The sequence below is a fragment of the Pseudomonas sp. 18.1.10 genome (assembly GCF_024655625.1).
In the GTDB taxonomy this organism is placed as follows: Bacteria; Pseudomonadota; Gammaproteobacteria; order Pseudomonadales; family Pseudomonadaceae; genus Aquipseudomonas.
In genome coordinates, this window is sequence record NZ_JANLGL010000067.1 from 22,040 (window position 1) to 29,012 (window position 6,973).

General features: G+C 62.2%; 6 protein-coding genes. 4 read left to right on the forward strand and 2 right to left on the reverse strand.

Features of this window, described 5'->3' with window-relative positions; genetic code table 11:
* Positions 1–45 precede the first annotated feature (45 nt).
* On the reverse strand, positions 46–1,947 hold the full coding sequence (gene quiC / locus NUV89_RS13865; RefSeq protein WP_257781758.1) for a 3-dehydroshikimate dehydratase QuiC: 1,902 nt from the start codon (positions 1,945–1,947) through the stop codon (positions 46–48).
* Positions 1,948–2,159: 212 nt separating this feature from the next.
* Here quiC and NUV89_RS13870 point away from each other — a divergent pair, with 212 nt between their 5' ends.
* Positions 2,160–3,494, forward strand: a complete 1,335-nt coding sequence (locus NUV89_RS13870) for an MFS transporter (protein WP_017737397.1) — start codon at positions 2,160–2,162, stop codon at positions 3,492–3,494.
* A 2-nt stretch (positions 3,495–3,496) separates the two neighbouring features.
* Here NUV89_RS13870 and NUV89_RS13875 read toward each other — a convergent pair whose 3' ends face one another.
* On the reverse strand, positions 3,497–4,375 hold the full coding sequence (locus NUV89_RS13875; RefSeq protein ID WP_017737396.1) for a DMT family transporter: 879 nt from the start codon (positions 4,373–4,375) through the stop codon (positions 3,497–3,499).
* Positions 4,376–4,558: 183 nt separating this feature from the next.
* Between NUV89_RS13875 and NUV89_RS13880 the strand changes: the two genes are divergently transcribed.
* Genes NUV89_RS13880 through NUV89_RS13890 form a run of 3 tightly spaced genes read left to right on the forward strand, consistent with a single transcriptional unit; the run spans position 4,559 to position 6,892 of the window.
* A complete protein-coding gene (locus NUV89_RS13880; RefSeq protein ID WP_257781759.1) occupies positions 4,559–4,972 on the forward strand; it encodes a membrane lipoprotein lipid attachment site-containing protein in 414 nt (137 codons plus the stop codon).
* A gap of 57 nt (positions 4,973–5,029) precedes the next feature.
* Positions 5,030–5,917, forward strand: coding sequence for a neutral zinc metallopeptidase (locus NUV89_RS13885; RefSeq protein ID WP_257781760.1), 888 nt, complete (start codon positions 5,030–5,032; stop codon positions 5,915–5,917).
* Positions 5,918–6,892 carry an alpha/beta hydrolase gene (locus tag NUV89_RS13890; protein ID WP_257781761.1) on the forward strand — a complete coding sequence of 325 codons (975 nt, stop codon included), beginning with the start codon at positions 5,918–5,920 and terminating at the stop codon, positions 6,890–6,892.
* The last annotated feature ends 81 nt before the right edge of the window (positions 6,893–6,973 follow it).

Here is a 6,973-nt window from a genome sequence, read left to right on the forward strand (position 1 = left end):
GATTATGGGCTGCGGCGCTCCCCGAAGGAAGCACCGCGCCATTGCTCACAACCGCGCTTGGCGTACCGCACCGCTGCGGGACTTGGCCATGGCCGCCAGGCGCACCGCCACGTTGGCTGCGCCGTAGCCGGCATAACCATTTTTGCGCTGGATGATCTCGAAGAAGAACCGCCCTTCGAACGGCTCGGTGTACACGTGAAACAGCTCACCGCCGTTGGCATCACGGTCGTACAGCACGTTGTAGTACGCCAGCTCGCTGAGGAACTCCTCGTCGAAATCAAAGCGCGCCGCGAGGTCATCGTAGTAGTTGAGCGGGATGTCCAGCAGCGGCACGCCCGCGTCTTTGGCCCGGCGCACCTCGGCGAAAATATCCGCGCAGTCGAAGGCAATGTGGTGCACACCCGAGCCGCGATAGCTCGATAGCGCGTGGGAAATCGCCGTGTTGCGGTTCTCGGAAATATTCAGCGGCAGGCGGATCGAACTGCAACGGCTGCGCAGCGCGCGGCTTTTCACCAAACCGTACGGGTCGGGCAACACCACTTCGTCGTCGGCCTCGAAATCCAGCAGGCTCTTGTAGAACAGCACCCAACTGTCGAGGCTGTCGGCCGGCAGGGCCATGGCCATATGGTCGATGCGCAGTAAGCCACCACCGGCAGGCGGCGCGGCTTGCAGGTTGAAGTCGGTGTCGTACAGCGTGCCTTCGCTGGGGTCCACCAGGTAAATCAGGCTGCCATCCGGCGCACGCACGGCGGCCAGTTCCAGCTCATTGGGGCCGACCAAGCCGCGATAGGGCTGGCCCTTGTAGGCCACCGCCCGCTCCAGGGCCTTGGCGCTGTCCTTGACCCGCAGCGCCGTGGCGCACAACGACGGGCCGTGGGCCTCGAAAAAGTTGTGGGCGAAGGAATAAGGTTCGCAATTGAGGATCAGGTTGATATCGCCCTGGCGCAACAGGCTCACGCTCTTGGAACGATGCTGGCCAGCCTTGACGAAGCCCAGGCGTTCGAGCCAGTGGGTCAGCTTGGCGCCGAGGCTTTCGTCCACGGCAAACTCGAGGAACTCGATGCCGTCGTATTCGCTAGCAGCAGGCGTGTCGAACAGAATCTCCACCGGTTGCGCCGGTGCTTGCTGTTGCAGGCGCTCGCGGGTTTTCTCCTCCAGGTACAGCAAGGAGCGCAGGCCGTCCGCCGCATTCGCCCGGGTCGGTGCGGCGCGGAAACCATCGTTGAAAATCTCCAGGGACAAGGGCCCGGTGTAGCCACTCTGGATGATCGGCGCAAGAAAGCCCGCCAGGTCGAATTCGCCCTGCCCCGGGAAGCAGCGGAAATGCCGGCTCCACTCCAGCACGTCCATGGCCAGGATCGGCGCGTCGGCCATTTGCACAAAGAAAATCTTGTCGCCGGGGATCTGCGCGATGCCGCTCGGGTCGCCCTTGAGCGACAAGGTATGGAAGCTGTCGAGGAGCACGCCGAGGGCTGGGTGATCGACCTGGCGCACCAAGTTCCACACCTGCTGCCAAGTGTTCACATGCTTGCCCCAGGCCAGTGCCTCGTAACCGATGCGCAAGCCACGGCGGCCAGCATGTTCGGCCAACAAGCTGAGATCGTCGAGCAATATGCGCTCATCGCCGACGCAATCGGCGGAGGCGTTGCTGCACACCAACACCAGGTCGGTGCCCAGTTCCTGCATCAGGTCGAACTTGCGTTCGGCGCGCTCCAGGTTGCGCGCCAGGCGGTCGCGGCGGCAGCCTTCAAAGTCGCGAAACGGCTGGAACAAGGTGATGGCAATCCCCAGGTCGGCACACATTTGCCTAACTTCACGGGGGCTGCCGTCGTAATACAACAGGTCGTTCTCGAAGATCTCCACGCCATCAAACCCGGCGGCGGCAATGGCTTCGAGTTTTTCCGGCAGGGTGCCGCTCAAGGAAACGGTGGCAATGGAACGTTGCATGGGGCGACTCCCGGCAATTATTGTTTGCGCCAAATTATTCGCCCCCAGTCTACCCACAGCAATTAAAATGTACGAACCGGTTAGTTTTTGGTGCGATTATCGAACACTAAGCCGCTTTGGCGAATTGACGATTTTTTAGCCGCTGCGCACCATCAACGACGCAACCTGACCCAGAACACACCATAAAAATTTCAAAAAACGGGTACGACCTCATGCCTCTGCAAAATTCCGCCCTGGCCGCGCGCCCCGGCACCCCGCACGCCGGCATCGGCGACAAGATCCGCGGCGCCATGGCCGTGGGCAAGACTCGCTGGGGCATGTTGGCCCTGGTGTTCTTCGCCACCACCCTCAACTACATCGACCGCGCCGCCCTGGGCGTGATGCAACCGATCCTGGCCAAGGAAATGAGCTGGACGGCGATGGACTACGCCAACATCAACTTCTGGTTCCAGGTCGGCTACGCCATCGGCTTTGTGCTGCAAGGCCGCTTGATCGACCGGGTCGGCGTCAAACGCGTGTTCTTCTGCGCCGTGCTGTTGTGGAGCCTGGCCACCGGCGCCCACGGCCTGGCCACCTCGGCCGTTGGTTTCATGGTCTGTCGCTTTATCCTCGGATTGACCGAGGCCGCCAACTACCCGGCCTGCGTCAAGACCACCCGCCTGTGGTTCCCCGCCGGCGAGCGTGCGGTGGCCACCGGTATCTTCAACGCCGGTACCAACGTCGGCGCGATGATGACGCCCATGCTGCTGCCGCTGATCCTGCACGTGTGGGGCTGGCAAGCCGCGTTCTTGTGCATGGCTTCGCTGGGCGCGATCTGGCTGGTGTTCTGGGGTTTGAAGTACTACAACCCGGAAGACCATCCGAGCGTTAAGCAATCGGAACTGGACTACGTGCAACGGGAAGTCGAACCGGAACAACCGGGCGTGCCGTTCAGCCGAATCCTGCGCATGCGCGGCACCTGGGCCTTCGCCATTGCCTACGCGCTGACCGCGCCGGTGTTCTGGTTCTACCTGTATTGGTTGCCGCCGTTCCTGAACCAGCAATACAACCTGGGCATCAACGTGACCCAGATGGGCATCCCGCTGATAATCATCTATCTGACAGCCGACTTCGGCAGTGTGGGTGGGGGGATTCTGTCGTCGTTCCTGATCGGCCGCGGCATGAACTCGATCAAGGCGCGCTTGCTGTCGATGCTGCTGTTCGCCTGCTGCATCGTCGGCGTCATCATGGCGGCCGGTTCCAGCCAACTGTGGGTCGCGGTGTTTGCCATCTCCCTGGCCATCGGTGCGCACCAGGCCTGGACCGCCAACATCTGGAGCCTGGTGATGGACTACACGCCCAAGCACATGATGAGCACGGTGTTCGGCTTCGGCGGCATGTGCGCGGCCATCGGCGGCATGTTCATGACCCAGATCGTCGGCCACATCCTCACCGTGACCAACAACAACTACACCGTGTTGTTCACCCTGATCCCGGCGATGTACTTCATTGCGCTGACCTGGATGTACTTCATGGCCCCGCGCAAGATTCCTACCGTAGACGTCTGAATCTACCTACGCCGCTGCTGCCAGGCAGCGGCCAACCCGCTCATGCAGATCACCCCGATGCCCACCACCGTGGTCACGTCGGGGGTATGGTTGAACACCAGCCAGCCCAACAACCCCGCAAACACGATCTGGCAATAGCCGAACGGCGCCAGCAAGGCCGGCGCCGCAAAGCGGAACGCCTGGGTCAACAGCAAGTGCGCGGTCATCCCGCAGGTGCCCAGGGCCAGCATCAACACGCCGTGCCACAGCGTCGGGATCTGCCAGAAGAACGGCACCAGTGCACTCATCACCAAGGTATTGCACAGGCCGGCGAAGAAGTTGCTGGTGGTTGGCGTGTCGTATTGGCTGAGGATGCGCGTGAGCAACTGGTAGAAGCAGAAGAACAGCGCCGAACACAGCGGCAGCAGGACCGCCGGGGTGAACAGCTCGCCGCCGGGGTGGATGATGATAAGCACACCGACAAACCCGCAGATCACCGCCAGCCATTGGCCGCGCGTGACGTGCTCGCCGAGCAGCGGTACCGAGAGCGCCGTCACCAGGATCGGCGCGAGGAAGTTCACCGCCGTGGCTTCCGCCAACGGGATGTAATGCAGCGCCGCCGTAAAGAACAGGCTCGTGCCCAACAGGCACAACGCCCGCACCACCTGCATGCCCGGGCGTTTGCTGCGCAGCACGCGCAGGCCCGATTGCGGCAGGAAAATCCCGGCCATCAGCAAGGTGTGCACCAGGTAGCGCGCCCACACCACCATCACGATCGGGTAGAACCCGGCGAGGTATTTGGACAAGGCGTCGTGGCTGGAGAACAGGAAAGTGGCCACCACAATCAGCAAAATGCCTTTGAAGGGGTGGTTGACGCCGGAGAGGGGAGTGCTGACGGTCATTGAGTTCTCTTGCATGACGGGCTGAACGCGGGCTGCTCAACCCGGTAATCTAGCAGCCGGGCCTGCGTCTGCCCCAAGAGCATAACCAAACACTGTGCGAACAGCGCACTAAATCACGGGATTGAAGTCCAACGTCCCACGTTTGCCCGTACGTTGCACACTTTTTAACCAAGGCCTGCCGCTATGAAAAAAACCCTGTTCATTCTGTCTGCCGTCGCCCTGCTTGCCGCTTGCAACCAGGAAGCCAAGGAAGCCCCCAAGCCCGCGCCCGCCTCCGTGCAAGCAACGTTGGTGCCGGCAACCCCGCCCACCGACCAATGGGTCGGCAAGTGGATGGGTGTAGAGGGCCTGCACCTGACCATCGCCAAGGACGACAGCATCGGCCGTGGGCACTACCTCCTCACCATGCAATACGGCCTCGACGCCGACGACTCGGGCACCTTCAAAGGTGAAGCCGCCGAAGACGGCATCGCCTTCACCCGCCCGGACGGCCCGCAACTGCTGCGCGCCGGCGACGGCGAAGCCACCGGCCTGAAGTGGCTGGCGGACAAAAAGGACTGCCTGATCGTGGCAACTGGCGAAGGCTACTGCCGTTAATAACGTCCATACTCATCCCACTTACTTGTAGGACCGTTCACCGAGAGGATTGCCCCCATGCTATGGAAAAAAGGCCGACGCAGCGACAACGTGGTGGATGCCCGCGATGACAGTGGTGGCGGCGGTGGCGGCATGCGCTTTGGCGGCGGCAAGGGCCTGAGCCTGACCGCCATCGTGCTGATCGTCGGCATTGGCTGGCTGACCGGCCAGGACCCGTTGCAGATCCTCGGCCAGCTCACCGGCCAGATGGAACAGGCGCCGTCGGTCAGCACGCAAACGCGCCAGGCGCCACCGGCCAACGATGAGCAGGCGGATTTTGTCCGCGCGGTGCTCGGCGATACCGAAGACACCTGGGCCCAGGTGTTCCAGGAAAACGGCCTGGCCTACAAGAACCCGAAACTGATCCTGTTCCGTGGCCGGGTGAATTCCGCCTGCGGCGGGGCCACGTCGGCCAGCGGCCCGTTCTATTGCCCCGCGGACCAGCAGGTGTACCTGGACCTGGATTTCTTCCGGGAAATGTCCCAACGTTTCCAAGCCGCTGGCGACTTCGCCCAGGCCTATGTGATCGCCCACGAAGTTGGGCACCATGTGCAGACGTTGTTGGGTATCTCGGCCAAGATCCAGGCCGCACGCCAGCAGGGCCGGCAGATGCAGGGCGACGGCGGCCTGCTGGTGCGCCAGGAACTGCAAGCCGACTGCTTCGCTGGTGTATGGGCCAACCGCGCGCAAAAACGCCTGAACTGGCTGGAACCCGGCGACATCGAAGAAGCCCTGAACGCGGCCAACGCCATCGGCGATGACCGTTTGCAGCAACAGGGCCAGGGCCGCGTGGTGCCAGACTCGTTCACCCACGGCACCTCGGCGCAGCGCGTACGCTGGTTCAAGACCGGCTTCGCCCAGGGCCAGATCACTCAATGCGATACCTTCTCCGCCAAGAGCCTTTAAATGAATAAACGATTGGGATTGCTGCTGGGCCTGTTAGTCAGTTGTTCAACCTTGGCCGCCGGACACGGCGCCAAGGAAGCCAGTCTTGATCGATTCCCCCTGGCGGCCGGCGACCTCAGCGTCGGCCTGAGCCAGGATTGGCGCCAACCGCTACCCGACGTGACCCGTGCGTTAATCATCGTGCACGGCCGCCTGCGTGATGCACAGACCTACCTGGAAAGTGGGGAAAAGGCCGCCAGAAATGCAGGACAAGGCGCCAGCACCTTGGTGATTGCCCCGCGCTTTCTGATCGAGGCGGATGCGCAGCACGAGCACCTGGACCACCAGATCCTGCGCTGGACCGACAACGGCTGGATGGCCGGCGAGCCGTCTACCGGCCCGGGCCACATCAGTTCCTACGGCGCACTCGACCAAATCATCAAGCACCTGGGCAACCGCAATCTGTTCCCGGCACTGAAGGAAATCGTGGTGGCCGGGCATTCCGGTGGCGGCCAGGTGGTGCAGCGCTTTGCCCTCACCAGCCACGACCATCCGAAGCTGCAAACCGAAGGCATCAGCCTGCGGTATGTGGTGGCGAACCCTTCGTCCTACGCCTACTTCAGCCCGCAGCGGCCAGTGAAGTTCGATGCGGCCAGTTGCCCAGGTTTCAACGACTGGAAATACGGCATGCAGAACTTGCCGGCCTACGCCAAGGGCCAGAGCCCGGCGCAGCTTGAACAGGCTTACGCGTCACGCGACATCACTTACCTGCTGGGCCAGCAGGACACCGACCCGAATCATCACGCGCTGGACAAAGGCTGTGAGGCTGAAACCCAGGGGGCGTATCGGTTGGTTCGTGGGCACAACTATTTTGACTACCTCAAGCAGCGGCATCCGCAGTTGGGGCATCGGTTGGTGGAGGTGCCGGGGGTGGGGCATAACGGGGATGGGATGTTTACGTCGCCGGAAGGGCAGAAAGTCCTGTTTGCACAATAACTGACGAAACCGGATAAAAATGTGGGAGCGGGCTTGCTCGCGAATGCGGTTTTTCAGCAACAAATATGCTGACTGATCCCT